The organism is Azospirillum oleiclasticum (genome assembly GCF_013423485.1).
In the GTDB taxonomy this organism is placed as follows: Bacteria; Pseudomonadota; Alphaproteobacteria; order Azospirillales; family Azospirillaceae; genus Azospirillum; species Azospirillum oleiclasticum.
This window is the reverse complement of record NZ_JABFFR010000002.1, coordinates 48,176-70,003: the sequence shown is the minus strand read 5'-3', so window position 1 is coordinate 70,003 and position 21,828 is coordinate 48,176. Positions and strand designations below refer to the sequence as shown.

Sequence of the window (21,828 nt, the reverse complement as noted above, 5' to 3'; positions counted from 1 at the left end):
CGGCCGGCGGGGGCGCTTCGGTCACACGTCGGACACGTAGAACTTGCTGCGTGTCTCCGCCGCCTCGCGCAGCTTCTCGAACACCTTGATGTCGCCCGCGAATTTTTTCTTGAAGTCGTCCCACTCCGGCCGTTGCGCACCGCAGGCCTCGACCCACTGCTTCATCTCGTCGTCGGTGGGGGTGTGGAACTGCACGCCGGCGCGGGTCATCTGGTCGGCGGTGTAGGCACGGGCCGCCGGCACCGCGGCGAGGTTCTGGAGGAAGGTCGTCTCCGACCCCGCCATGATCGCGTCGCGCGCGCTGCTGCTCTGCTCCTTCAGCCAATTGAGGTTGCAGAAGTAGACCTGCGCGTCCTCGACCTGCTGGGTCAGCGTCACACTGTGCAGCATGTCCTTGAAACCGAAGGCGAGCAGGCCGCCCGGCGTGGGGTCCAGACCGTCGGCCACGCCCTCGCGGATGGCGGTGGCCGTCTCGCCCCAGGCGACCGGTGTCGGGTTGGCGCCGCACAGGCTGTAGATCTGCGCCAGCGCCTGCGAGGACGGGATGCGGAACTTCATGCCGCGCATGTCGGCCGGCGTCTTGATCACCTTGCCGAAGCCCTTGCGCGTGGCAACCGAGCGCGGATCGTAGACGATGTAGGTCAGCACCTCGAAGCCGTTGGCGTTGACCCGCGGGTGCACCTCGTCGCGCCACGCCTTGCTGCTGACGAGGTTCACGTATTTCTGGTTGGTGTTGGCCCAGTAGGGGATGTTGATGAGGTCGACGGCCGGCGCGTAGGGCGAGAAGTTGGAGATCGACACGATGCCGGTCTGCACGACGTTCTGCTGCACCTTGGCGACCAGCGGGCTACCGACACCCAGCGAGCCCGGCGGCTGGAGGCGCACATAGACCTCGCCGCGGCTGAAGTTCTGGATATTGTCCTTCAGGTTGAGCTGCATCTGCGGCAGCGCACGCTCCTGCTGGAGCGAGTATTCGACGGCCATGGTCATGATCGACTTGGCCGCCTTCTCGCGCTCCTGCTCCTCCCGCGCGGTCTGGGCGACCGCCTCCTCGGTCAGCAGGCCGCCACCGACGGTGAGCGCCACGGCGGTGAAGCCGTAGTTGCGGACCAGTCGGATGAACTCACGGCGGTTCCCGCCGGAACCTTGCGGTGTCCTGGTTGCGAACATCGTGTCCTCCCATGGTGTGCGACGTCAGTGAACGACGTCGTCGTCTTTCTTTTCCGCCGCCTCGCGCAGAAGGGCGGCGACCACGAAGCTGACCGCGACGGCGAACAGCAGCAGGAACTCCATCACGGGCGAGAGCTGGAAACGCTGGACGAACCCGGCACCACCGGCGAAGCGGCCGGCGAGGAGGTTCGCAAGGAACAGCAGGAAAAGCGTCAGGCAGGTGAAAAGGGCGACATTGCTGGCGCGAAGCTTCGCATCGCGGTCTGGAGCGGCGGCTTTAATGCGGACGGCACGGTCGCCGCGCTGACGGTGCGGCACATCGGTCGCTGCACTCATGGTCGATCTCCGGGCTGCGGGACACAACGATGCAAGCGCTTACATCCTAAATGTAAGCATTGCCTATCATCAGGTGTCAAAGCATTTTTTCACCATTCGTAAAGACCCGGTTTTTTTCGCGGTTGCGAGCCAGCTTTCAGGCCAAAAGAGGATCACGCGGCTCGCGCCCAGGGCGGCCATTGGAAAGAAAGCGCTTTCATCATGATCACGCCCGCCTCCGCGACCGGCCAACCTGCCATTCGCCGAGGGGCCGTTGACAACGATACCATACCTGCAGCACCGTTCCAGTGGTAACGTTACCACGCACAGGCGTTCCCAAGCAGACGCACCGGACGGAGAGGCGCAATGCGGACAGGGGGAGGAAATACGCCGGAACTGGCCCGCGACGGGCGCCGGCAGATGGGACCGGAGGAGATCGCGCGCAAGGCCGCGGCGATCCGCCGTCACGTCATCCGCATGATCGCACCACGCGGGCAGGGCTATGTGGCACAGGGTTTGGGGGCCGCGGACCTGTTCGCGGCGCTGTATTTCGGTGAGCTGACGCTGGAGCCGAGCGACCCGGCCTGGCCCGGACGCGACCGCTTCTACCTGTCCACCGCGCACAACTCCGCGGTTTTCCACGCCACGTTGGCCGAGCGCGGGCTGATCCCGCTGTCGGCGCTCGACGACTACTGCCACGACGGCTCGACGCTGGAGATCAACGTGTCGGAGCGGCTGGGCCCGGCGGTGGAGGCGACGCTTGGTTCCCTGGGCCAGGGGCCGTCGGTCGCCGTCGGCGCCGCGCTGGCCGCCCGGCGCCGCGGTGACGGTTACCGCTGCTACGTCATGCTGGGCGACGGCGAGATGCAGGAGGGGCAGGTGTGGGAAGCCGCCATGGCCGCCGCCAGCTTCAAGCTCGACAACCTCTGCGTCGTCATCGACATGAACTGGATGCAGGTGGAGGGGCACACCGACGCGGTGCACGCCATGGCCCCGGTCGCCGACAAGTGGCGCGCCTTCGGCTGGGCGGCCGAGGAGGTGGACGGCCACGACATCGCCGGCATCCTGGCCGCCCTCGACCGCGCGCGCGCCACCAAGGGGCGGCCCAGCGTGATCATCGCCGAAACCCTGGTCGGCAAGGGCGCCCCCAGCCTGGAGGGGATCCGCAGCCACAACATGAGGCTGCCGCCGGACGTGGCGGCGAAGGCGCTCGCCGAGCTGGAGGGCGTGTGATGACCGTGGATCTTGCCGTCACCGATTTCACCGCCGCCCCCGCCGCGACCCAGGGCGCCCTGCCCCGCCCCTATGGCGAGGCCCTGGTGGAGCTCGCCCGCCAGCGGCCGGAGGTCGTGTGCATCGGCGCCGACCTCAGCGGCGCCACCGAGACCGACCTGTTCCGCGACACCCTGCCCGACCGCTTCGTCAACATCGGCATCGCCGAGGCGAACATGGTCGGGGCCGCGGCCGGCATGGCGCGGGCGGGCGACATGCCCTTCATCCACTCCTTTTCGGTCTTCGTCACCCGGCGCTGCTACGACCAGATCGCCATGCAGGTCGCCTACCCCCGCACCAACGTGAAGATCGTCGGCTTCCTGCCGGGCCTGACGACGCTGCTCGGCGTGACGCATCAGGCGATCGACGACGTGGCGCTGATGCGCGCCCTGCCCAACATGACGATCATCGAGCCCGGCGACCCCGGCCAGATCCGTGACGCGGTGCGCGAGGCGGCGGCCATCCGCGGCCCGGTCTACCTGCGCATGCGCCGGCCCGAAGCGTGGGAGACGGCGGGCACCGCCGGCCCGGCCGACCTCTCCGGCGGCAGCCCCCACCTGCTGCGCGACGGCGACGAAGGGGCGATCCTGGCGGCCGGGCTGATAGTGCCGGTGGCGCTCCAGGCCGCCGACGCCCTGGCGGCGCGCGGCCGGCGCGTGGCGGTGGCGAACGTGCACAGGCTGAAGCCGCTCGACACCGGCTTCGTCGCCGACCTCGCCCGCCGCTGCGGCAGCGTGGTGACGGCGGAGAACCACTCCGTCATCGGCGGCCTCGGCTCCGCTGTGGCGGAGGCGCTGATGGAATCGGGCGTTCACGCCGGATTCGCCCGCGTGGGCCTTCAGGACTGCTTTGCGCAGGGCGGCTCCACCCCGTATCTGTTCAAGACCTACGGCCTGTCGGTCGAGGGCATCCTGGCCGCGCTGGAGAAGGCCGACGCGCGGCGGGATGGCTGATCCAGCGGAGCGGGGTGCGGTGGAACGCGATGACGGACCGTTGCGATCATCGGGAGGCGATCCGTCGAAGCGGCGTGATGGAGGCGCTGCGGGATTTCGACCCGCAAGCCGTCGGCACGCCGCCGCTGGGCCTCGACCTGCCCACCAGCGACATCGACATCCTCTGCCACGCGCCCGATCCGTCCGCCGTCGCGGCCCTGCTGTGGGATCGCTTCGGCGATCACGAGGGGTTCACGCTGCGCCAGTGGATCGGCGGCGGGCGCCCCGTCATCGCCGGCTTCCACGTCCATGGCTGGGCGTTCGAGATCTTCGCCGCCGCGGTGCCGGTGCGCAAACAGGCGGGTTGGCGGCATTTCGACGTGGAGCGGCGGCTTCTCGCCCTCGGCGGGGCCGCCCTCCGGGACGCGGTGATGGCGGAGCGCTGCCGCGGCCTGAAGACCGAGCCAGCCTTCGCCGCAGCGCTGGGGTTTGCCGGCGACCCCTTCGCGGCGCTGCTTGACTTGCAACGGCACTCCGACGGCACATTGGCGCGCATCCTGCTGGACGCCGGCTTCACTCCGCCACCGGCTCCGCCCACCACACCGGACCGCGCCCTTGCCCCCCGTCATCCCCATCGATGATCCCGACGACCCGCGCATCGCCGCCTACCGCAACGTGCGGGAACGCGACCTCGTGGGGCGGGAGGGGCTGTTCATCGCCGAGGGGGAGGTGGTGCTGCGCATCCTGCTCCAGCACTCCCGCCACCGGCCGCTGTCGCTGCTGCTGGCGGAGAACCGGGTGGCGGCCCTGGCGCCGCTGACCACCGGCCTGCCCGACGAGGTACCGGTCTACGCCGCCGGCCGTGCGGTGCTGGACGCCATCGTCGGCTTTCCGCTCCACCGCGGCATCCTGGCGCTGGGGCGGCGGGCGGCGGAGCCGGGGGCCGGCGGGCTGCTGGCGACGCTGCCGCCGCGGGCGCTGGTGGCCGCCCTGTTCGGCATCGGCAACCACGACAATGTCGGCGGCATCTTCCGCAACGCCGCCGCCTTCGGGGCGGACGCGGTGCTGCTCGACCGCGGCTGCTGCGACCCGCTCTACCGCAAGGCGATCCGGGTGTCGGTGGGGGCGGCGCTGACCGTGCCCTTCGCGTGGTTCGATCCCAGCGAGGACCCGCTGGAACTGCTCGCCCGCCACGGCTTCGAGGCGCTGGCCCTGAGCCCGCGCGGCGGGACGGCCCTGGCCGACGTCGCCCGCGCGGATCGCGCCGCCGTGCTGCTGGGGTCGGAGGGGCCGGGGCTGCCCGACGCGCTGCTGGAGCGCGCCCGCAGCGTGCGCATTCCCATGGCCCCCGGGTTCGACTCGCTCAACGTCGCGACCACCAGCGGCATCGTCCTGCACCATCTGGCGCAGGGGTGAGCGGCCCTCACATCCAGTAGGGGTCGCGCAGGTAGTGGCTGTGGAGCTGCTCCTCGTAGGCACGGTTGACCTCCGGCACGCTCTCCGGCACCGGGCTGTTGCGCACCCGGTCACGGGTCAGGCCGACGCGCACCGCGCCGGTGGCCCAGTCGATCGATTCGACCCAGCCCGGCGCGAAGACCACCTTGCGGCCGGGCAGCCAGGTGCCGGTGTCCACCAGCAGGTAGCGCACGCGCCAGTCGGTGTCGTCGATCAGCAGGTCGGACACGGTGCCGATGTCGCCGTCGGTGGCGGCGATGGCGTAGCCGGTGATCTCCCGCCCGCTGCGCAGGTGCGGATCGCCGCGGCGCGCGGCGTCGGCGGGCGGCTCCGCCGGCACGGTCGGCAGCTCTGCCGGGCCGATCAGCGAGCCCGACAGCCAATAGGGTTCGACGCCGAAATAGCCGGCCAGCGCCTCCTCCTCCTGCCGGTTGACCGGGCGTGCGGTGTCGGTGCCGGGGCTGTCCTCCACCTGCTTCCGGGTCAGGCGGACGGGGAACTGGCGGCTGTCGGTGTCCGGGGCGTCCAGCGCGGACGCCGGCAGCAGCACCTTGCGGCCGGGCAGCCAGGTCCCGGTATCGACCACCAGATAGCGGACGGTCCAGCCGGCGTCGTCCAGATAGACGTCGGAGACCGAGCCGATCACGCCGTCGCTGGCGTTGATGGCGTAGTCGAGAAGGTCGTTCAGGCTGCGGATCATTCCACCCTCGCGCGTTGCGGGCCACGAAGGCCCCCCTCCTACAACGCGCGCCGGGCGGTGCCGGTTCACTCCATGCCGAGCGCCTGCTTGTACAGCTCCAGCAGCGTCTCCTCCTCCTGCCGGTCCTCCTTGGACTTCTTGCGCAGGCTGATGACCTTGCGGATGACCTTGGGCTCGAAGCCGGTGCCCTTGGCCTCGGCGTAGATTTCCTTGATGTCGTCCTGGATGCCCTTCTTCTCCTCCTCCAGGCGCTCGATGCGCTCGATGAAGGAACGCAGCCGGTCGGCCGCGATGCCGCCGACATCGGTGGTGGTGTCCGTCATGTGCTGGCTCCCGTGATCTGACGCGGCGGCCCGTTGGCGTGTCCGCCGGCCCCCAGGCGGCGGGACCATACCGGGGGCGCACCCTTCCGAACAAGGGGTTCGGCGGGTGACATCGCGTCTTGACAGGGGGGACGCCGCTGTTGCAGGGTGCCCGCATGATCCGCTTCGATGACATGATTGCCCTGCGACTTCTGTGCCCGGCGCTTTGAGCGTCGGGGTCGTCGCACGCCTTGTCCCTGTCACAGGTCTGATCGAAGCCGGTTGTTGTTCCCATGAGCGCGCATCACACACGTCCCGCCCGGCCGAGGCCGGGGCTGCGACTTAGCGGCGGTCGCCGAACCGATCCGGCGGTTCGGCGGCCGTAGGCCTTCGCCGGCAGTCACGCCCCCAAGCCATTCACGCACGCGACGACGAGACGCACCATGAACCACATCCGCATGCCGGCCCAGAAATACACCCCCTTCCAGCCCGTGAACCTGCCCGACCGCCAGTGGCCGGGCCGGGTCATCGACACCGCCCCCGCCTGGTGCTCGGTGGATCTGCGCGACGGCAACCAGGCGCTGATCGAGCCGATGGGCCCCGACCGCAAGCGGCGCATGTTCGACACGCTGGTCCGGATGGGCTTCAAGGAGATCGAGGTCGGCTTCCCCGCCGCCTCCCAGACCGATTTCGACTTCTGCCGCGAGCTGATCGAGACCGGCCGCATCCCCGACGACGTCACCATCCAGGTGCTGACCCAGTCGCGGGAGGAGCTGATCCGCCGCACCTTCGAGGGCATCCGGGGCGCCAGGCGCGCCATCGTCCACCTCTACAACTCCACCTCGGAGCTGCAGCGCCGCGTGGTGTTCGGGCTGGACAAGGCCGGCATCGTCGACATCGCCGTGGCCGGCGCCAAGCTCATCAAGCAAATCGCCGCCGAGCATCCGGAGACCGAGGTCGTCCTGCAGTATTCGCCGGAGAGCTTCACCGGCACCGAGCTGGATTTCGCGGTGGAGATCTGCGAGGTGGTGGCCGACGTCTGGCAGCCGACGCCCGACCGCAAGATGATCTTCAACCTGCCGGCGACGGTGGAGATGTCCACCCCCAACGTGCACGCCGACCAGATCGAGTGGTTCTGCCGCAACGTCAAGAACCGCGACAGCCTGATCATCAGCCTGCACCCGCACAACGACCGCGGCACCGCCGTGGCGGCGACGGAGCTGGCGCTGATGGCCGGCGCCGACCGGGTGGAGGGCACGCTGTTCGGCAACGGCGAGCGCACCGGCAATGTGGACGTGGTGACGCTGGCGCTGAACCTGTTCACCCAGGGCGTCGATCCCGGCCTCGTCATCGAGGACATCAACGAGATCGTGCGCACCGCCGAATACTGCACCCAGCTGCCGGTGCACCCGCGCCACCCCTACGCCGGCGAGCTGGTGTTCACGGCCTTCTCCGGCTCCCACCAGGACGCCATCAACAAGGGGCTGAAGGCGCTCCAGAAGTCCAACACCGGCACCTGGGAGGTGCCCTACCTGCCCATCGACCCGCAGGACCTGGGCCGCAGCTACGAGGCGGTCATCCGCATCAACAGCCAGTCCGGCAAGGGCGGCATCGCCTACATTCTGGAGCAGGAATACGGGCTGGAGATCCCGCGCCGGCTCCAGATCGAGTTCTCGAAGGTGGTGCAGCGCATCGCCGACGAGACCGGCAAGGAGCTGTCGCCGGCCGACATCTACGCCGCCTTCCGCGCCGAGTATCTCGACCGCAGCGCCCCGGTGGACCTGATCGAGCACGCCACCGAGCCGCGGGGCCCTGGCGGCGGCGGCCGCGTGCTGTCGGCCGTGCTCGACCTGGATGGCAAGCGCACCACCGTAAAGGGCCGCGGCAACGGCCCCATCGACGCCTTCGTCGACGCGCTGCGCCAGATCGGCCACGAGATCCACGTGGTCGACTACCGCGAGCACGCCGTCACCACCGGCGAGGACGCCCAGGCCGCCTCCTACGTCGAAGTCAAAACCCCCGACGGCCGCACCCTCTTCGGCGTCGGCATCGACGCCGACATCGTGACGGCCAGCCTGCGCGCGCTGGTGAGCGCGGCGAACAGGGCGGCGGGGTAAGGGGCTTTCCCTCTCCCTCCCCCGCTGGGCGGGGGAGGGAGAGGGAAAGCCAATCACCCGTTAGTCTCGCTCAGCCTTAACGCTCCATCACCTCGGCCGATGTGACGCCAGCAACAGCCACTCTGCGGTAGCCGGCTAACGCCACCGAAGTCACAACGACAGTGGCGAGGCGGCGGGGAGCTGGCGTGGTTGTGCAAGTATGCGAGACAACTTGCTTGAATGGGGTCAAACCTTCAAGTATAATAGATAGTATCAAAGAACCATGAGCAGCCAAGATGGCGATAAATTTCATTCCCACTATCGGCCAAAAAGATGGTAGCGCCGTCTTGACAGACCTCACAAAGGTATTGCGAGATGGAAGCGTGTATCCGCAAGAGGCGGATATTATAATTTATACAGGTTGGCCGCAGGTAAAGGACTATGATGGTCGCACCCATAGCTCTGACTTGACCGCATTCGGTACTGATTATGGCATTAAGCTTGTGAAAATTTCTCTATCTTCAAACTTCAGTGAAGTTAGACGAGATGCCCAGAGCATCTTGCAAGCGGCCGCTACTACCGATGCGCTTTTGAGCAAGAGCCTTAAGCTCAAGCGGCGTCGGAAGCTCATTTTCGATGTGGTCCCCATTATCTATGCGCCGAACCTCGACGGAGGTCATTTCAAGGACGAGGAGGTCGAGTTTGCGTCCAACGAGGCCGAACTTATCCGTTTGTTGAAGCGAACCGACGAAAGTCTAACGACCGAGCAGCGTGACGAAGTTCAGGCGATCATCGAAGGCGCAAAGGCTCTGGGCCAAATCACCGAAGTGGATGATGACGAGACACTACAGCCTATCGCCCGTGCATACCGCAACCTTGAAGCCATCATCTACAATTTTGACGCCAGCCAAAGATCGGTCGCGCTGACTGCGATCAAAGGACCACAACGTATTCGCGGACTCGCCGGAACAGGCAAGACCGTCATTCTGGCTATGAAGGCGGCCCTTGCGCATATAGAAAATCCAAACGCAAAAATACTCATTACCTACTATACACGCAGTTTGCGCGATATTATTGAGCGCTTGATTACTCGCTTTCACCGACACTTTGCCGAAGTCGATCCAAATTGGGAGAATGTCCATGTGCGTCATGGCTGGGGAAGAGCGAACGTTCCTGGCGTCTATCGCGACGCTTGCATTCGGGATGGTATAGCTTTCAAGTCATTTGGCGACGTCAAACACATGCGCGACCCATTCGGAACTGTATGCAGCGAGTTGATCAAGAATGGCCCACCCTCTGCTTACTATGACGTAATACTTGTCGACGAAGGGCAAGATTTTCCTGATAGCTTCTATCAGATGTGCTTTTTTCTCGCAAAGGGTACACGTGACGAGAAGCAGATCATTTGGGCTTATGATGAGCTGCAGAATATATTCGATGTGAAGGTGCGTGAGCCAGAACAGTTGTTTGGCAAAGACGATGACGGCGTTCCGAGAATATCGCTTACCCGTAGCCTACCGTTGGGAACTGACACCAACGACTTTGTGCTACAGAGAGCATATCGTAATCAACGGGATATACTCGTCCTAGCTCATTCGATCGGGTTTGGCGTATACGGGCAGCCAGTGCAAATGCTCGAAAATGCCAAGCATTGGGAGGACGTTGGATATGATGTAGTCTCTGGGGATTTCACAACTGGAAGCCTCAACATTGTTGAGCGTCCAATGGTGAATAGCCCGAGCGCTCTTGCCACACCGAAAGATGTTAGACTGATCGATATTAGGGGCGCAACCGACATGAGCAATGAAGTCGAGCTTGCGTCTCGTGAGATTCGACAATTCATCGAGGGAGGAATACAGCCCCACGAGATCCTCGTGATCTCGCTCGACGACAAGTCAGCACGCGGCTATTTTTCCGCACTGTCAACGAGCATGTTGGAGTTTGGAGTTCCTTGCAACAATATCATTAATGATCCTTATAGCGAACCCCCATTCAGAATTGACGGAAAGATCACACTAAGTACCGTTTTCCGCGCCAAAGGTAATGAAGCGGCGGTGGTAATTATTCTGGGCGCAGACGCCGCTGTTTTGCAGACGCGCACTGGCCGAAATAAGATTTTCGTTGCGTTTACTCGGACTAAGGGATGGCTAAGAGTATTTGGAGTGGAAAACCGCACATTCACGGCTCTATGCTCCGAAGTCCGAATTGCCCTCAGCAAGAGCCCACGCATCGAATTCAATATGCCGGATATGACGAATTTGAGTACGATTCAACGCGGGCTAGAAGATAAACATGCTCGAATCGTTGAGGCGAAGCGCCGGGTCGAGCGAATGAAAAGTGAGTTGGGCCTAACAGACGACGAAATCGCCGACCTTCTTGAGGAGGACTGAATGAAGCTTAGCGAATTCAATTCGAGCATTAGGACTCTTTCGTCCTTCTTTGCTGAAGTCGGTCTTTGGAAAGCTACCGTTTATATGACTAGCTTGCCGCGATCTGAAATATTCAATAAAACTTGCCTCACGTCGGTTAACTATGTAGAGATATATGAAGCAGGACTTTCGCTGTCTCATTACAATATTCTCCTACACGATTACGCTTATTTTCAGTTTTCGCACACAAGCGAGACGGAGTATGCACTAGCATATTACCCGAATCCAAGACTCAGCGGCTGCACTGAGGCGGTGCATGAGTTCCGTGATTTGGAGAAAGAGCGCGACAACGGAATTCTGAGTGCTGAGGAGTTCGATGAACTTGTCGCCTGCATGCCTGCTCGCGGTTACGTTCCTCGGATTCGTTTCGAGTACAGTGCGAAACAGTATCGGCCGGTGCGGCATCCAGGAGCGCATTTCCATATCGGCATGTCCGGAGAGGATCGTTGGTGCTCCGGACGGAAACTGTCTCCAAGGAGTTTCGGCATGCTTATGGCAAAGTTCTACTATCCAGAGGCTTGGTGGAGCGGGTCAAGATTCTCTCTGTCTCCCGAAGAACAGGAAACGGTGGCAGCGCTTTCCACATGCTTCGACGAGCGCCTTCTAAACTCCATTAAAAACGATGGCGTGTCACAGCTTCTAACTGATTATGAGAAAATGGGATTTCATTTGTCTGCGTTGCTCGGCCAGAGCGAGCCAAACATGACCTTTTGAATTTATGCGAACTCAGCTGAGGTTTCAAATCATCGAACTATGCAGTTTTATTTTGTGTATTTGGAGGTTTTGAATGGAAGTGGGGATTAATTCTTAGTTGATGACCAGTTACTTAAACTTTCTGCGTGCAGCAAAAACATTGACATGCTTCGAACTATTTATAGTTGCCACGACTGGGATTGAAGCTGATGTTACGCTTCTTTGCTCGTCCGCAGCCTCCCCCCTACCCCCCACTCACCTCCAGCAACGCCAACAACCCCTCCAGCAATTCCACCGGCCGCGGCGGGCAGCCCGGTATCCGCAGATCCACCGGGATCACCGCGTCCACCCCCCCGGTTACCGCGTAGCTGCCCGCGAAGATCCCCCCGTCGATGGCGCAGGCGCCCGCGGCGATCACCCATTTCGGCTCCGGGGTGGCGTCCCAGGTGCGGCGCAGCGCTTCCTCCATGTTGCGGGTGACGGGGCCGGTCACCAGGAGGACGTCGGCGTGGCGGGGGCTGGCGACGAAGCGGAGGCCGAAGCGGTCCAGGTCGTAGATCGGGTTGTTGAGGGCGTGGATCTCCAGCTCGCAGCCGTTGCAGGAGCCGGCGTCCACCTCGCGGATGGACAGGCTGCGGCCGAGGCGGGCCTGGGCGGCGGCGCGCACGCGCAGGCCCAGCTCGGCCAGGGCGTCGATGCCGGGCTCGGGGGCGGGTTCGGTGACCGGGCCTTCGGTCAGGTGGCCCAGGATGTGCCGGAACATGGGACGCGCCCTCCCTACAGGTCGTGGCCGGAATAGCTGCAATTGAAGGATTTGTTGCAGAGCGGGAAGTCGGCCACGATGTTGCCCTCGATCGCGGCCTCCAGCAACGGCCACTGGAACCAGGACGGGTCGCGCGGGTGGCAGCGGCCCACGGTGCCGCCCGGCTCCAGCCGGACCCAGGTCAGGATCTCCCCGCGGAAGCCCTCGACCAGCGCCATCCCCTCCCCCGCCCCCGCGTCCGACCCTTGGGGCAGCGGGGCGAGCGGCAGGGGCGTGCTGCCGTCCTGCGAGCGCGGCACGCCCGGCATGCGCTTGACGATCTGCTCCACCAGCGACAGGGACTGCTCCACCTCGCGGATGCGGATCCACACCCGCGCGTTCACGTCGCCCTCGGTGGTCACCGGGATCTCGAACTCCAGATCGTCGTAGGGCGGGTAGGAGGGGCTGCGCCGCGCGTCCTGCCCGCGGCCCGACGCCCGCCCGACGAAGCCGCCGGCCCCGAAGCGGTTGGCGAGGCCCATGGCGACCTGCCCCGTCGACACCGTGCGGTCCTGCAACGACGCCTTGCCGTCATAGACGCGCACCAGCGGCGGGAAGCGGCGGCGCAGCTCGTCCACCAGCGCCAGCAGGCGGCGGGCGCCGTCCTCCGGCAAATCCACCGCCACGCCGCCGGGCACCACCCGGTCCATCATCAGCCGGTGGCCGAAGCAGGCGTCGGCGGTGCGCAGCACCCGCTCCCGCAGCTGGCTCAGCTCGGCCAGCAGGAAGGCGAAGGCGGCGTCGTTGGCGATGGCGCCGATGTCGCCCAGATGGTTGGCGATGCGCTCCAGCTCCGCCATCAGGGCGCGCAGCCACACCGCGCGCGGCGGCGGCTCCAGCCCCAGCGCCGCCTCCACCGCGCGGGCGAAGGCCAGGGAATGGGCGACCGTGCTGTCGCCGGAGATGCGGGCGGCCAGCCTGGCCGCCTCGGCGACCGGGCGGCCGGCCATCAGCCCCTCGATCCCCTTGTGCACATAGCCCAGCCGCTCCTCCAGCCGCACCACCGTCTCGCCGTTGGCGGTGAAGCGGAAATGGCCGGGCTCGATGATGCCGGCGTGCACCGGGCCGACGGGGATCTGGTGCAGCCCGTGCCCCTCCACCGGCAGCACCGGGTAGGGCTCGGGCTGGCCGGCGGTGCCGCGCGGCTCGGGGGCCGTGCCCAGCGGCCGGGCGGTGCCCCAGGTGCCGTGGTCGAGCCAGGGGCGCGGGTCGGTCAGCCCCTCCGCCACCAGCCCGTAGAGGTCCTGCACCGCGCGCTCCAGCCGGATGGCGGAGGGGCGCACGGTGCTCAGGCTGGGGAAGCCGCCGGTGGTGCAGTCCATGCTGGCGACCGCCACCTCCCCCGTCATGTCGGCGCGCAGCGCCACATGCACGGTGCGCGGCTCCCCCCACAGGCCCAGCAGGGTCCAGCGGTTGGCCGACAGCTCGTCCACCATGGAGCGCCAGTCGGCGCGGTGCAGGCGGAAGCGCGGGAAGGGCCGGTGCCCCTCCACCCGCTCGCCCAGCCCGGCGAGCACCCGGTGCAGCGGCTGGTCGCCCGAGAACACCATCACCATGACGCCTCTCCCCCTACCTCTGGCCCTTAGCCCAGCAGGGCCGCGACGGTCTGGAACCACGCCACCAGCGGGCCCGGAATCCAGACGCCGGCCACCAGCACCAGCCCGAGATGGGCGTAGAGCGGCAGCAGCGACCACGCCACCGGCACCGCCTTCGACACCCCGTCCGGCGCGCCGAAACAGATCTGCTGCACCCGCAGCACCAGAGCGCCGAAGGCGATCAAGATGCCGGCGGCCAGCGGCAGGGCCAGCAGCGGTTGCCGCGCGAAGGTGCTGGTCACCAGCAGGAACTCGCTCATGAAGATGCCGAAGGGCGGCAGCCCGGCGATGGCGACAACCCCGGCCAGCAGCCCCCAGCCCAGCGCCGGGTGGCTGACCGTCAGCCCGCGGATGGCGTCCATCCGCTGCGTGCCCTTGATCTGGGTGGCGTGGCCGACCGCGTAGAAGATGGCCGACTTGGTCAGGCTGTGCATCGCCATGTGCAGCAACCCGGCGAAATTGGCGAGCGGCCCACCCATGCCGAAGGCGAAGGTGATGATGCCCATGTGCTCGATCGAGCTGTAGGCGAAGAAGCGCTTGATGTCGCGCCGCCGGTACAGCATGAAGCCGGCCAGCAGCAGCGAGCCCAGCCCCATCGCCACCATCAGCGGCCCCGGCGCGATGGCGGCCCCGTTGGCGGCCAGCAGCATCTTGAAGCGCAGCACCGCGTAGATGGCGACGTTCAGCAGCAGCCCGGACAGCACGGCGGAGATCGGCGTCGGCCCCTCCGCGTGCGCGTCCGGCAACCAGGCGTGCAGCGGCGCCAGCCCCACCTTGGTGCCGTAGCCGATCAGCAGGAAGACGAAGGCGAGGTTCAGCACCTTGGGGTTGACCTCGGGCATGCGGACCATCAGCTCGGTCCAGGTCATCGCCGCCATGCCCGGCCCCATCACCGGCTGCGCCGCCATGTACATCAGGATGGTGCCGAACAGCGCCAGCGCGATGCCGACGCCGCACAGGATGAAGTACTTCCACGCCGCCTCGATGCCGGCCGCGGTGCGGTACAGGCTGACCATCAGCACCGTGGTCAGCGTCGCCCCCTCCACCGCCACCCACATGACGCCCAGGTTGTTGGCCGACAGCGCCAGCAGCATGGTGAACAGGAAGGCCTGGTACATCGCGTGGTAGAAGCGGAGCTGGAGCGGCTTCAGCTTGCCGATCCGGATCTCGTGCGCGATGTAGCCGGCGGAGAACAGCGAGGTGGTCAGCCCGACGAAGGCGGTCAGCGCGATCAGATAGATGTTGAAGGCGTCGAGCACGAACCATTTGGTCGCCGCCGGCTCGACGACGAACAGGGTGAGCGAGGCCAGGAAGGTGGCGGCCGACGCGGCGATGTTGAGCCGCGCCGGCGTCCGGTATCCCGGCACCAGAACCAGCCCAAGTGCTGCCAGCAGTGGGATCGCCAGGACCAGCGTGACCACGGCCATGCCCATCACCGGCTCTCCCCGCGGTAGCTGTCGATCTTCTGGAGGTCCAGCGTGTCGAACCGCTCACGAATCTGGAACAGGAAGATGCCGAAGATGATAAAGGCCACCATGACCGAGAAGGCCACCATCATCTCCACGATCAGCGGCATGCCGGCCACCCCGATGGCGGCGAAGATCAGCCCGTTCTCGATGGACATGAAGCCCACCACCTGGCTGACCGCGTTGCGCCGCGTGATCATCATCAGCAGCCCCAGCAGCACCACCGACAGCGACAGCGCCAGCCCCTCGCGCGTCAGCGTGGCGGCGTCGGTCGTCACCGGCAGCACGAGAAGGATCGACAAGGTGACGAGCGACACCCCGGCCACCATGGTCAGCCCCACCGACAGCGCCGCATCGACCGTGCGCTGGATGTTCAGCCGCAGGATGATCCGGTGCAGCGCCAGCGGGATGGCGATCGCCTTCAGCACCAGGGTCAGCAGCGCGGTCACGTACAGGTGCGGCTCCCCCTGCGCATAGCCCTGCCACGCGGCGGCGGTGGCGAGCGCCAGGGCCTGGAAGGTGAAGACGGTGATCACCGAGAAGATGCGGCGCTGGTAGAGCAGCGCGAAGCTCATCAGCAGCACCACCGCACCCAGCATGTGCGCGGCGTCGTACCCGATATCCATCGCCTACACCCCCCGCGACACGTACAGGAAGATCGCGCCGAGCAGGCTCAGCAGCAGCGCGCCGCCCAGGAATTCGCCCACGCGGAACACGCGCATCTTGGCGATCCAGGTCTCGAACACCGCCAGCGCCACCCCGCCGGCCGCCAGCTTGGCGGCGAAGGTGATCAGTCCGCCCAGCGCTGCCGCCCCGCTGGAGCCCGGCAGCGCGATGCCCCAGGGCACGAAGACACAGGCGATCAGCGACACGTACAGCAGCAGCTTCATCATCGCCGCCGCTTCGATCAGCGCCAGATGGCGGCCGGAATACTCCAGCACCATCGCCTCGTGCACCATCGTCAGCTCCAGATGCGTGGCGGGGTTGTCGACGGGGATGCGCGCGTTCTCGGCGATGGCGACCATCAGCAGCGAGATCAGCGCCAGCGCCAGCGACACCCGCAACCCCACCCCGTCGGTCATGGTGACCGCGATCTCGGCCAGCGAGGTGGTGCGCACCAGGATGGCGACGGAGAAGACCACCATCAGCATCGCGGGCTCGGCGAAGGCGGCGATCATCATCTCCCGCGAGGCGCCGATGCCGCCGAAGCTGGTGCCCACGTCCATCCCCGCCAGCGCCAGATAGAAGCGCGCGAGGCCGAGCAGCGCGATCAGCGCGATCAGGTCGGCGGTCGGGGCGAGCGCCAGTTGGGTGGTGAAGGTCGGCACCAGCGCCGCCGCCAGCCACAGCGCGGCGAACATCAGGTAGGGCACGCTGCGGAACAGCCAGGAGGCGTTGTGCGCCAGCACCACCTCCTTGCGCAGCAGCCGCAGCAGGTCGCGGTAGGGCTGGAGCACCGACGGCCCGCGCCGCCCGACCAGCCGCGCCTTCACCCAGCGCACCCAGCCCGTCAGCAGCGGCGCCGCCGCCAGCACCAGCCCGATCTGCACCAGTTGCAGGAACACCGCCTGGATCGCCGTCATCGCTGCACCACCGCCACGATCGCCAACAGCGTCACCAGCGCGAAGAACATCAGCATCAGGTAACGGCGGATGGTCAGGAACTGCAGCCCGTTCAACCAATCCGCCAACCGCTCCACGCTCCGGACCACGGGGACGAACACCCACTCCCAGGCGGGGTCGCGCCAGGAAACCGTCAGTCTTGCCGGGCGGGTGTCCCCCGGTTCCGGCATCTCCACAAGGTCGCGGGCGGCAAAGACGGTGGTGCCGAAGGCGCGGCGGATCGGCTGCGCGAAGCTCGACGCGCTGTATTGCGACAGCGCCGCCGGGTCGGGATCGGTGAAGCCGCAACCCCAGGGGATCGAGCGGCGCACCCGCGCCGACGCCCAGCGGTGGATGCCCGCCACCAGCACGATGCCCAATCCGGCGATGACCACCAGCATGACCAGCCCGTTGTAGGAATTGCCGATGGCCGAGGTCGGCGCCAGCCAGAACCAGGGCTGGTAGGCGCGGTCGTCGAAGGGCCCGGCCTCCACCATCAGCCGGATCGCCGGCTCGAACAGGCGCAGCAGCGGCGTCGGCAGCACGCCAATCAGCACGCACAGCACCGCCGGCACCGTCATGCCCAGCCGCATGGCAGAGCCGACGTCGTGCGCCCCGGCCGCCTCCGGCGACCGCGGGCGGCCCAGGAAGGCGGTGCCGAAGAGCCGCACGAAGCAGGCCCCGGCGAGCGCGGTCGACAACGCCAGCGCCGCGCCCACCACCGCGATGCCGATCTTCAACTCCCACTCCGGCAGAGCGGGTGCGTTCAGGATCGCCTGGAACAGCAGCCATTCGCCGACGAAGCCGTTCAACGGCGGCAAGGCCGCGATGGCGGTGCAGCCGACCAGCACCAGGAAGGCGGTGGTCGGCATGGCGTGGATCAGGCCGCCCAGCCGGTTCAGGTCGCGCGTTCCGGTGGCCGACAGCACCGCACCGGCGCCATAGAACAGCAGGCTCTTGAACAGGCTGTGGTTGATCACGTGCAGCAGCGCGGCCGACAGGGCCAGAGCCGCGATCACCGGCGTGTGCCCGGCCTTGAACACCAGCGCCAGACCCAGCGCGATGACGATGGCGCCGATGTTCTCCACCGTCGAATAGGCCAGCAGGCGCTTCAGGTCGTCCTGCATGAGGGCGTAGAGCACGCCCATGACAGCGGTCAGGGCACCGGCCGCCAGCAGCAGCCCGCCCCACCACCAGGCCGGTTCCCCCACCAGATCGAACAGCACGCGGATCATGGCGTAGACCGCGATCTTGGTCATCACGCCCGACATCAGCGCCGACACGTGGCTCGGGGCGGCCGGGTGGGCCAGCGGCAGCCAGACATGCAGCGGCACCAGCCCGGCCTTCGATCCCGCCCCCACCATCACCAGCACCACCGCCAGCCCGGCGGCCCAGGGTGCCGGCGGCTGCGCGCGGATGGCGTCGAAGCTGTAATCGCCGTGGGCGCCGGCCAGCAGCCCGAAGACCAGCAGCAGGCAGACGGTGCCGAAGCTGGCCATGATCAGATAGAGGCGCGCGGCGCGCGGGGTCTCCTCCTCCCGATGGGTGGCCAGCACCAGCAGCCAGGAGGCGAGCGACATGAACTCCCACGACACCAGGAAGACGAAGGCGTCGTCGGCCACGGGAACGAGGTTCATGCCGGCGAGGAACAGCGGGAAGACCGGAAGCACCGGTCCCTGATCGCCCCCGTGACCATGCGCGGCGTGCGCCCGGTCGTAGCCCCAGCCGAACAGGCAGGCGGTGGCGCCGGCGAGATTGACGACGAGGAGGAACACGGCCGACAGCGCATCGACGCGCAGGTGCGCGGCCATCCAGGGCAGCCCCAGGGGCAGGACAGCCTGCTCCACCCCCGCCCCGCCGGCGAGGCGGAGCACCGCCCACAGGACAAGCAGCGAACAGACCGCACCAGTGACGCCATAGACGAGCAGAGGCGCATGCGACAACCGTCGCAGCGCAACGCCCGCCGCCGCAGCCACGAGGAACATGGCGATGGCAGAAAGGACGATGCCCAAGGGATTATGACCGAGCCGGGAAAACCGTGCCCCAAGTAAGGGTGTTTCGAAGCGTGAACGCAAGCGGAAACACCGATCCCCGAAAACAGAGCGGCCCGGACGACGATGCGCCGGGCCGCCAAGTTTGATCGGGAGGAAACGCAACCAAGTTGCAGGGGACATGCTGCGCCCATTCCCTGAACGCACAGTTAACAAACGAACTATCGGCGCAATGTCCGAAACAGGTCACAGAACCCTGTCCATCCAGCACCCCGGCTGGCGGCCCCGACCGCAATACCGACAAAAAAAGAGGCCCCACCGTGGAGACAGTGGAGCCGCTCAAGTCTTTGGTTCGGGAGGAAACGCAACCAAGTTGCATGGATAGTTCTACATCACCCTGGTTAACGACTGGTAAAGGACAGAAAATTTTTCTTTTATAATACTTAATTTCAGACCCATAATCCAAATTCGTGGACCGCTGTTCGGTTGTAGGCCATATCGCCGCTGGCCTCGGCGCTACGCTTCGGGGTATAGAGCGGCCCGTCCCTGTCCCGACGCATCCCCCAACAACGCCATCCGATGCCCATGACCACCATCTCCCAGCGCATCGCCGACGAGCTTCAGGTCCGTGAAGCCCAGGTCGCCTCCGCCGTGGCGCTGCTCGACGAAGGGTCCACCGTTCCCTTCATCGCGCGCTACCGGAAGGAGGCCACCGGCGGCCTCGACGACACCCAGCTCCGCACGCTGGAGGAGCGACTCGGGTACCTGCGCGAGCTGGAAGAGCGGCGGGCGACCATCCTCGAATCCGTCGGCGAGCAGGGCAAACTCACGCCGGAGCTGGAGCGCCAGCTTCGCGAGGCCGACACCAAGACGCGGCTGGAGGATCTCTACCTCCCCTATCGTCCGAAGCGCCGCACCAAGGCGCAGATCGCGCGCGAGGCGGGGCTGGAGCCGTTGGCCGACCGGCTGCTCGCCGATCCGTCCCTGACACCGGAGGCGGAGGCCGCCGGCTTCGTGGACGCGGAGAAGGGGGTGGCGGACGCCAAGGCGGCGCTGGATGGCGCCCGCCACATCCTGGTGGAGCGGTTCGGCGAGGATCCGGAGCTGGTCGGCCGCCTGCGCACCATGATGGCGGAGCGCGGCCGGGTCTTCTCCAAGGTGATCGAGGAGAAGAAGGCCGAGGGCGCCAAGTTCTCCGACTATTTCGCCTTCGACGAGGCGTGGGCCAAGGTGCCGTCGCACCGCGCGCTGGCGCTGTTCCGTGGACGGGCGCAGGGCGTGCTCGACCTGCGGCTCGATCTGGAGGTGGCGGAGGGCGCGCAGCACCCGGCGGAGGGTGCCATCGCCGCCCACACCGGCATCCGCGACCAGGGCCGTCCCGCCGACCGCTGGCTGGTCGATGTCGTACGATGGACCTGGAAGCTCAAGGCCGGCCCGCACATCGAGACCGACCTGATGGGCACCTTGCGGGAGAAGGCCGAGGACGAGGCGATCCGCGTCTTCGCCCGCAACCTGCACGACCTGCTGCTGGCAGCCCCCGCCGGCCCGCGCGTCACCATCGGGCTCGACCCCGGCATCCGCACCGGCGTCAAGGTCGCGGTGATCGACACCACCGGCAAGCTGGTGGAAACGACCACCATCTACCCGCACCAGCCGCGCAACGACTGGGACGGCTCCATCGCCGTGCTGGCGGCGCTGGCCGTCCGCCACAAGGCGGAGCTGGTCGCCATTGGAAACGGCACCGCCAGCCGCGAGACCGACAAGCTGGCCGCCGACCTGTTCAAGCGCCATCCGGAGCTCACGCTCACCAAGCTGATGGTGTCGGAGGCCGGCGCCTCCGTCTATTCGGCGTCGGAGGTGGCGGCGCTGGAGTTCCCGCAGCTCGACGTGTCCTTGCGCGGTGCGGTGTCCATCGCCCGCCGGCTCCAGGACCCGCTGGCCGAGCTGGTGAAGATCGAGCCGAAATCCATCGGCGTCGGGCAGTACCAGCACGACGTCGCCGCCGGCAAGCTGGCCCGCTCGCTGGACGCGGTCGTCGAGGACTGCGTGAACGCCGTTGGCGTCGATCTCAACACCGCGTCCATCCCCCTGCTCACCCGCGTGTCGGGCCTGAACGAGACCATCGCCCGAAACATCGTGGAGTTCCGCGACCGCAACGGCGCCTTCCGCACCCGCCGTCAGCTTCTCGACGTGGCGCGGCTGGGGCCGAAGACCTTCGAGCAGGCGGCCGGCTTCCTGCGCATCCGCGACGGTGATACGCCGCTCGACAGCTCCGCCGTTCACCCGGAGGCCTACCCGGTGGTGGAGCGTATCCTGAAGCGCACCGGCCGCGAACTGGGCAGCCTGATCGGCGACGCGCGCTTCCTGCGCTCGCTCAACGCCGAGGAGTTCACCGACGAGCGCTTCGGCGTGCCCACCGTCGAGGACATCCTGAAGGAGCTGGAGAAGCCCGGCCGCGACCCGCGCCCCGAGTTCAAGACCGCCGAGTTCAAGGAAGGCGTCAACGAGCTGAAGGATCTCCAGCCCGGCATGACGCTGGAAGGTGTGGTGACCAACGTCACCGCGTTCGGCGCCTTCGTGGATGTGGGCGTGCACCAGGACGGCCTCGTCCACATCTCCCAGCTCGCCCAGAGCTTCGTGAAGGACCCGCACACGGTGGTGAAGGCGGGCGACGTGGTGAAGGTCAAGGTGCTGGAGGTCGATCTGCCCCGCAAGCGCATCGCCCTGACCATGCGCCTGCAGGACGCCGCCGCCCAGCGTCCGCCGTCCCGCGGGGCCGAGCGTGGTGCGGAACGCGGCGGGCCGGAACGCCCCCGGCAGGATCAGCGGCGCCCTGCACCGTCCGCGCCGGCGTCGAGGCCGGCCGCATCCAAACCGGCCGCACCCAGGCACGGGGCACCGGGGGCCGCGGCGGCGAAGCCCGCCGCCAAGCCGCAGCCCGCCGCTCCGGCCGACGGCGCCCTGGCCGAGGCCTTCGCCCGCGCCATGGCGAACAAGAAGCGGTGAGAT

The 21,828-nt window shown here is 66.8% G+C and carries 18 protein-coding genes; 8 read left to right on the top strand and 10 right to left on the bottom strand.

From position 1 onward, the window contains the following. Nucleotides 1-21 precede the first annotated feature (21 nt). Nucleotides 22-1,170: a TRAP transporter substrate-binding protein gene (locus tag HL658_RS04570; RefSeq protein ID WP_180280664.1), complete on the bottom strand. Its 1,149-nt coding sequence runs from the start codon at nt 1,168-1,170 to the stop codon at nt 22-24. Nucleotides 1,171-1,194: 24 nt separating this feature from the next. After that, nucleotides 1,195-1,506, bottom strand: a complete 312-nt coding sequence (locus tag HL658_RS04565) for a hypothetical protein (protein WP_180280663.1) — start codon at nt 1,504-1,506, stop codon at nt 1,195-1,197. 345 nt (nt 1,507-1,851) lie between these two features. Here HL658_RS04565 and HL658_RS04560 point away from each other — a divergent pair, with 345 nt between their 5' ends. From HL658_RS04560 to HL658_RS04545, 4 genes are read left to right on the top strand one after another with little or no spacing between them, the layout of a single operon-like run. Beyond that, a complete protein-coding gene (locus HL658_RS04560) occupies nt 1,852-2,718 on the top strand; it encodes a transketolase (protein WP_180280662.1) in 867 nt (288 codons plus the stop codon). Then, a complete protein-coding gene (locus HL658_RS04555) occupies nt 2,718-3,710 on the top strand; it encodes a transketolase family protein (RefSeq protein WP_180280661.1) in 993 nt (330 codons plus the stop codon). Before HL658_RS04560 ends, HL658_RS04555 begins: the two co-directional genes overlap by 1 nt. Before the next feature lie 29 nt (nt 3,711-3,739). Further along, nucleotides 3,740-4,330, top strand: a complete 591-nt coding sequence (locus HL658_RS04550; RefSeq protein WP_180280660.1) for a DUF4269 domain-containing protein — start codon at nt 3,740-3,742, stop codon at nt 4,328-4,330. Beyond that, nucleotides 4,305-5,105, top strand: coding sequence for a TrmH family RNA methyltransferase (locus tag HL658_RS04545; RefSeq protein WP_180280659.1), 801 nt, complete (start codon nt 4,305-4,307; stop codon nt 5,103-5,105). The genes HL658_RS04550 and HL658_RS04545 overlap by 26 nt, the downstream gene beginning before the upstream one ends. Before the next feature lie 7 nt (nt 5,106-5,112). Here HL658_RS04545 and HL658_RS04540 read toward each other — a convergent pair whose 3' ends face one another. After that, nucleotides 5,113-5,844, bottom strand: a complete 732-nt coding sequence (locus tag HL658_RS04540) for a PRC-barrel domain-containing protein (protein ID WP_180280658.1) — start codon at nt 5,842-5,844, stop codon at nt 5,113-5,115. 65 nt (nt 5,845-5,909) lie between these two features. After that, the gene (locus tag HL658_RS04535; protein WP_180280657.1) at nt 5,910-6,167 is read right to left on the bottom strand and encodes a DUF2312 domain-containing protein; all 258 of its coding nucleotides are present in this window, start codon (nt 6,165-6,167) and stop codon (nt 5,910-5,912) included. Nucleotides 6,168-6,589: 422 nt separating this feature from the next. Here HL658_RS04535 and leuA point away from each other — a divergent pair, with 422 nt between their 5' ends. The 3 genes from leuA to HL658_RS04520 all read left to right on the top strand — a co-directional run bounded on the left by leuA (nt 6,590) and on the right by HL658_RS04520 (nt 11,385). Next, nucleotides 6,590-8,263, top strand: coding sequence for a 2-isopropylmalate synthase (gene leuA, locus HL658_RS04530; RefSeq protein ID WP_246337312.1), 1,674 nt, complete (start codon nt 6,590-6,592; stop codon nt 8,261-8,263). Nucleotides 8,264-8,538: 275 nt separating this feature from the next. Further along, complete coding sequence (locus tag HL658_RS04525) at nt 8,539-10,632, top strand: DEAD/DEAH box helicase (RefSeq protein WP_180280656.1); 2,094 nt, start codon at nt 8,539-8,541, stop codon at nt 10,630-10,632. Beyond that, a complete protein-coding gene (locus HL658_RS04520) occupies nt 10,633-11,385 on the top strand; it encodes a DUF2290 domain-containing protein (protein WP_180280655.1) in 753 nt (250 codons plus the stop codon). Between the two features lie 223 nt (nt 11,386-11,608). On the opposite strand, the gene HL658_RS04515 is transcribed toward HL658_RS04520, so the two are convergent. Genes HL658_RS04515 through hyfB form a run of 6 tightly spaced genes read right to left on the bottom strand, consistent with a single transcriptional unit; the run spans nt 11,609 to nt 18,840 of the window. After that, the gene (locus HL658_RS04515) at nt 11,609-12,127 is read right to left on the bottom strand and encodes an NADH-quinone oxidoreductase subunit B family protein (RefSeq protein WP_180280654.1); all 519 of its coding nucleotides are present in this window, start codon (nt 12,125-12,127) and stop codon (nt 11,609-11,611) included. A gap of 14 nt (nt 12,128-12,141) precedes the next feature. Then, nucleotides 12,142-13,722, bottom strand: coding sequence for a hydrogenase large subunit (locus HL658_RS04510; protein ID WP_246337311.1), 1,581 nt, complete (start codon nt 13,720-13,722; stop codon nt 12,142-12,144). 26 nt (nt 13,723-13,748) lie between these two features. Continuing rightward, on the bottom strand, nt 13,749-15,194 hold the full coding sequence (locus HL658_RS04505; RefSeq protein WP_425485318.1) for a hydrogenase 4 subunit F: 1,446 nt from the start codon (nt 15,192-15,194) through the stop codon (nt 13,749-13,751). Next, nucleotides 15,194-15,853: a hydrogenase-4 component E gene (locus HL658_RS04500; RefSeq protein ID WP_180280653.1), complete on the bottom strand. Its 660-nt coding sequence runs from the start codon at nt 15,851-15,853 to the stop codon at nt 15,194-15,196. Before HL658_RS04500 ends, HL658_RS04505 begins: the two co-directional genes overlap by 1 nt. 3 nt (nt 15,854-15,856) lie before the next feature. Beyond that, the gene (locus HL658_RS04495) at nt 15,857-16,810 is read right to left on the bottom strand and encodes a respiratory chain complex I subunit 1 family protein (RefSeq protein ID WP_180280652.1); all 954 of its coding nucleotides are present in this window, start codon (nt 16,808-16,810) and stop codon (nt 15,857-15,859) included. After that, the gene (gene hyfB, locus HL658_RS04490; protein WP_246337310.1) at nt 16,807-18,840 is read right to left on the bottom strand and encodes a hydrogenase 4 subunit B; all 2,034 of its coding nucleotides are present in this window, start codon (nt 18,838-18,840) and stop codon (nt 16,807-16,809) included. The genes HL658_RS04495 and hyfB overlap by 4 nt, the downstream gene beginning before the upstream one ends. 564 nt (nt 18,841-19,404) lie before the next feature. On the opposite strand from hyfB, the gene HL658_RS04485 reads away from it, so the two are divergent. Then, nucleotides 19,405-21,825: a Tex family protein gene (locus HL658_RS04485; RefSeq protein WP_180280650.1), complete on the top strand. Its 2,421-nt coding sequence runs from the start codon at nt 19,405-19,407 to the stop codon at nt 21,823-21,825. The last annotated feature ends 3 nt before the right edge of the window (nt 21,826-21,828 follow it).

Excerpts from the sequence above, each read along its gene's own strand:
- HL658_RS04570 (WP_180280664.1), bottom strand. The coding sequence starts at position 1,170 with ATGTTCGCAACCAGGACACCGCAAGGTTCCGGCGGGAACCGCCGTGAG.
- HL658_RS04565 (WP_180280663.1), bottom strand. The coding sequence starts at position 1,506 with ATGAGTGCAGCGACCGATGTGCCGCACCGTCAGCGCGGCGACCGTGCC.
- HL658_RS04560 (WP_180280662.1), top strand. The coding sequence starts at position 1,852 with ATGCGGACAGGGGGAGGAAATACGCCGGAACTGGCCCGCGACGGGCGC.
- HL658_RS04555 (WP_180280661.1), top strand. The coding sequence starts at position 2,718 with ATGACCGTGGATCTTGCCGTCACCGATTTCACCGCCGCCCCCGCCGCG.
- HL658_RS04550 (WP_180280660.1), top strand. The coding sequence starts at position 3,740 with ATGACGGACCGTTGCGATCATCGGGAGGCGATCCGTCGAAGCGGCGTG.
- HL658_RS04540 (WP_180280658.1), bottom strand. The coding sequence starts at position 5,844 with ATGATCCGCAGCCTGAACGACCTTCTCGACTACGCCATCAACGCCAGC.
- HL658_RS04535 (WP_180280657.1), bottom strand. The coding sequence starts at position 6,167 with ATGACGGACACCACCACCGATGTCGGCGGCATCGCGGCCGACCGGCTG.
- leuA (WP_246337312.1), top strand. The coding sequence starts at position 6,590 with ATGAACCACATCCGCATGCCGGCCCAGAAATACACCCCCTTCCAGCCC.
- HL658_RS04525 (WP_180280656.1), top strand. The coding sequence starts at position 8,539 with ATGGCGATAAATTTCATTCCCACTATCGGCCAAAAAGATGGTAGCGCC.
- HL658_RS04520 (WP_180280655.1), top strand. The coding sequence starts at position 10,633 with ATGAAGCTTAGCGAATTCAATTCGAGCATTAGGACTCTTTCGTCCTTC.
- HL658_RS04515 (WP_180280654.1), bottom strand. The coding sequence starts at position 12,127 with ATGTTCCGGCACATCCTGGGCCACCTGACCGAAGGCCCGGTCACCGAA.
- HL658_RS04510 (WP_246337311.1), bottom strand. The coding sequence starts at position 13,722 with ATGGTGATGGTGTTCTCGGGCGACCAGCCGCTGCACCGGGTGCTCGCC.
- HL658_RS04505 (WP_425485318.1), bottom strand. The coding sequence starts at position 15,194 with ATGGGCATGGCCGTGGTCACGCTGGTCCTGGCGATCCCACTGCTGGCA.
- HL658_RS04500 (WP_180280653.1), bottom strand. The coding sequence starts at position 15,853 with ATGGATATCGGGTACGACGCCGCGCACATGCTGGGTGCGGTGGTGCTG.
- HL658_RS04495 (WP_180280652.1), bottom strand. The coding sequence starts at position 16,810 with ATGACGGCGATCCAGGCGGTGTTCCTGCAACTGGTGCAGATCGGGCTG.
- HL658_RS04485 (WP_180280650.1), top strand. The coding sequence starts at position 19,405 with ATGACCACCATCTCCCAGCGCATCGCCGACGAGCTTCAGGTCCGTGAA.